Genomic DNA, 3863 nt, shown 5'->3' on the forward strand with positions numbered 1-3863 from the left:
TCACAGTTGATTTTTACACAAACATTTGTTTTTTTGCGACAGAACCATTTTGGGAGATGTAGTGGCAGTGGTACTAGAAACTATTGAAACTCACATACAATGCTTTTTTATGCAAGCCCTACAACTTGATCCGAAGACTCTTCGGCTTGAGACGTTATAAATCAATGGAGTACAGTTTTCCTTGAAAGTCAAATGAACTCCGAAACTTTAGTAAGTTAGTAGCAGCAATTAATAAAGTCCAATTGAGGCGTTCATTTTTCAACAATTTCTGACCGATGGTTATCATAACGATAATTAACAATATCACCATTCATTAGAAGTTGAATAGCTGTCTCTATAATATGCAGCGGAACAATAAACCATTCTCTCGGAGTGTAACGCATCCCTTCAGCATCAAAAACATCGAGGTTTAAACAAGCACTTGCAAAAAAGGTATGTAATAGTAATTCTAATTTTTGCGGGTTTAAGTTAAAAGTTTGAAGCTCAGCCACTACCTTTACATCAGCCATCAAATAAGTAGGCTCCTGAACCGCATTTTTAATGCGTTCTTGAACAAGTTGACTTGAAAAGCCTATCTTGAATAAATTCCCAATCTCTTTTATTTTAGGATCTTCACTCAAGGAGCGTAATATATAAATATACCCCGTTGGTTTATCTTCATATGTCACTTGTTCAGGCTCATTAAGATAATCTTCAGGAGCGCTTAATACACGACGACCTGATTCATCCTTATAAAGTTCAGTCGCTAAAGAGCGTAATAGCATATTTGATTCAGTCCCATTCTCAAATATACACTTCAACCTGGCGTTCACCTTGCCACGCTTCTTTCCCTTCTCTCCTACTTCAGAAACATACACCATCACCCCATGCAACACAAAGAAATGTCCTGCGGAGATCTGTTGTTCGCCAGTAAATTGTCTAAGCTCACTTTTTCCTGAAACCAAATCCAAGTGACACTGTTTAAATAAGTGCTCATATAATTCAAATTCTTTACAGGGTTTTCGTTTAGCAATATTTTCAGGCATATCAATTGCCTTAGGTACATGCCTGAGTGTAAAAATATCATCTGAATCGGCTAATAAGCCAAGTGGATCATCGAAAAAAACATCATCAATTGTTTTTACTTCTTCTGGTTCAGTAACAGATACATCACCCAATAGATGAAAAACATCCGAATCTTTTAATGCCAATGCTTTTTCAGGATTATTACGTAAACCTTTTAGTCGGCTAAAAAGTTTTCGTTCATTAATATCTCCACTTGCTGTAGGCTCACGGCCTTGTTCATTTACAAAGGCATTAATCTCATTAAATGATATAAGCAAGCGTTCATCAGCACTAATGATAGATGAGACTTTAGGCTTTACATGCAGCAAACCTAAGGGATCAGACTCTAAAATAGACTCTAATTCTTTGGCAAAATTAATCATGTCTCATTTTTAGCTGCTTGCTGCCGTTTTTTATCTCTTAAATATACCAGTGCTTCAGCTTGCCTTCTTTCCAATGGGGCTGAAGAATTAATATTAGGCTCTCTTCCATGAGCTTTCATAAAGTTACCAATTTTTTGATACAGTACAATGGCCTCTTCATCAGTCATAATGATGCGGCCTGCATCAATCGTTTCCTGGATAGTTTTCAATAACTTCGCAGTGACTGATTTTGATAACACTTCAAATGCCTTTTGGAATGGGTTCACTTGGCCTATTAAATCAATATGTAAATCCTCAATATTGACAAATTTTCCTGCCATTCTGACAAACTTCTTATCACCAACCTCTTTTACTTCACCATTCTTAATAACTGAATCAACAACCACATGCTGACGAATTTCTTCTATCTCTTCATCACTTAAATCAGGGTACTTGGTCTGAATAATCTTAGGGATCATTACTTTATTAATGACTTCAGGATCAATAAACTCACCAGGTAGGGCTTTAATAAGTTGACTATCCTGCAATATAACAGCCTTTAAGTCATTTAAGTCAGTCTCAACAATATCCTTAACTCGTTTAGAACTTGGCTCTTTAAAACCACGAATTTTAATGGCTCCTTCTTCCTGCCCTTCATCATCAAAACGTTTTGTTTTAAATTTAAAATTTGGTGCAAGCACTTGCTCCATTAGCAATGAAGCCGTAATAGCCTTAAGCATATTATTAACAGAAAGCTTTACTTCACTATCGGCAGTTTCAGGTTGAGCAATTAAATTAGTAAATTGAGAATGGGTTTTATTACTACTATCACGAGTCGCTCGCCCAATAATCTGAATGATTTCAGTTAATGAACCTCTATAACCCACAGTAAGCGCATGTTCACAATATGGCCAATCAAACCCCTCCTTAGCCATACCTAAAGCAATAATCAAATCTAGATCATCTACATCGTCCATCTCTCGAAGATAAGCAACAATTTTACCCCTGTCTTTCTGATTATCATTGACTAAATCAGCCACTTTAATTGTTCTTTCATCCTTATGCCGTTTTACAAAAATAACTCCTGTCTCAGCATCCTGATGAGACACGGTACCGATAATATCTATAATCGAATCAACTTCATTATGCTTATCTTTAGTTGACTCCCCTGTATTAACATTAGGGATATGTAGAATTGTTTTTTTATCTGTATCAAGAATTTCATCAATTGCGCTTAAATAGCGCCCTTGATAAAAATGGTATCCAATACCCAGTGTTTTTAAATATGTGTAGCCATTAAGTTGCTGATAATAGTTATAAGTAACTTTGGTAAACTTTTCTTCATTTTCAGGTAATAACACGGGTATGCTATCACCACGAAAATAAGATCCCGTCATAGCAATAATATGTGCCGAGGTATTGTTCATAATGGATCGTAATACCTCGCCTAGGCGATTATCAACATCAGCTGATACATGATGAAACTCATCTATTGATAATAAGGTATTATTAAATGCACTTTCATCGACTACATCAAAAGCAAAGCGTAGCGTAGCATGGGTACAAATTAAAATAGTAGCACTGGTATCATTAAGATATTTCTGAAAAGCCTTAACTTTGTTTGGCTCACCTCCTGGTGTACAAAGATTGTAATCAGAATCAAATTTCCAATCAGCAAAGAAACCGTACTGCGTAAGATCAGTACAATCAAAAGAAGCTCCAATAGAACGCTCAGGAACAGCGACAATGACTTTTGTAATTCCCTGGTTATAGAGCTTATCCAACCCCAAAAACATTAACGCCCTTGACTTCCCTGATGCAGGTGGTGCCTTTAATAAAAGATATTGAGCATTACGTGCTTCGAAAGCACTTGCTTGCATCTCCCGCATACCCATATTATCAGTCGCTGTACTTTCACCAGTTTGGGCGTATGTCACGTCAACCAGATTAGGCATTAATTTTTACCTGTGACTTCTTGAATTAAAGAAATATCATTACGCAATAAGTCATTAATTAAAGATTGTAAATTAACCACTTTAGCTTTTGCTTTTTCAGCAAACCAGCTTTCAATATCCTGGTCTAAATAAACAGGGATATTAAGTTGAGCATCAGGACGATAAAAGCGTCCACGTTCTGCATTGTAAAAGTCATACTCTTCTTTCATTATGAATCCTCATATTGTTTTTGTTCATGACGTGTTGCAGGTCTTGCTGAAATAATGCGTACTGTTACTTGGTCTTGATGATACCTTAATAAATGTATGCACAGCCAAACGTAATTTATACGCTTGAGTATTGCCTAAAGTAATTCAGCGTTCTTCCTGCTCACTATGCTCATTATCAGGTATGGATAATTGCATGCTACCTAAATCCTGCAAGCATTATACACAATAAACATAAAAATCCCATATTAAACAATGATATAATATCATTTTTCTGATTTTACTACCTCATTGTT

General features: G+C 36.0%; 3 protein-coding genes. All 3 read right to left on the reverse strand.

Translation table 11 applies throughout. The features are described from left to right. Positions 1 to 251: 251 nt before the first annotated feature. Genes CDZ78_RS19050 through CDZ78_RS19060 form a run of 3 tightly spaced genes read right to left on the reverse strand, consistent with a single transcriptional unit; the run spans position 252 to position 3570 of the window. Entirely contained in the window at positions 252 to 1427 is a 1176-nt protein-coding gene (locus tag CDZ78_RS19050) for a GIY-YIG nuclease family protein (RefSeq protein WP_087871384.1), read from the reverse strand. Beyond that, complete coding sequence (locus CDZ78_RS19055) at positions 1424 to 3361, reverse strand: DEAD/DEAH box helicase (protein WP_087871385.1); 1938 nt, start codon at positions 3359 to 3361, stop codon at positions 1424 to 1426. Before CDZ78_RS19055 ends, CDZ78_RS19050 begins: the two co-directional genes overlap by 4 nt. Beyond that, positions 3361 to 3570 (reverse strand): hypothetical protein, encoded by a 210-nt coding sequence (locus CDZ78_RS19060; RefSeq protein ID WP_087871386.1) that lies wholly within the window; start codon positions 3568 to 3570, stop codon positions 3361 to 3363. Before CDZ78_RS19060 ends, CDZ78_RS19055 begins: the two co-directional genes overlap by 1 nt. Positions 3571 to 3863: the final 293 nt, after the last annotated feature.

The organism is Bathymodiolus platifrons methanotrophic gill symbiont (assembly GCF_002189065.1).
GTDB lineage: Bacteria > Pseudomonadota > Gammaproteobacteria > Methylococcales > Methylomonadaceae > Methyloprofundus.

Excerpts from the sequence above, each read along its gene's own strand:
- CDZ78_RS19050 (WP_087871384.1), bottom strand. The coding sequence starts at position 1,427 with ATGATTAATTTTGCCAAAGAATTAGAGTCTATTTTAGAGTCTGATCCC.
- CDZ78_RS19055 (WP_087871385.1), bottom strand. The coding sequence starts at position 3,361 with ATGCCTAATCTGGTTGACGTGACATACGCCCAAACTGGTGAAAGTACA.
- CDZ78_RS19060 (WP_087871386.1), bottom strand. The coding sequence starts at position 3,570 with ATGAAAGAAGAGTATGACTTTTACAATGCAGAACGTGGACGCTTTTAT.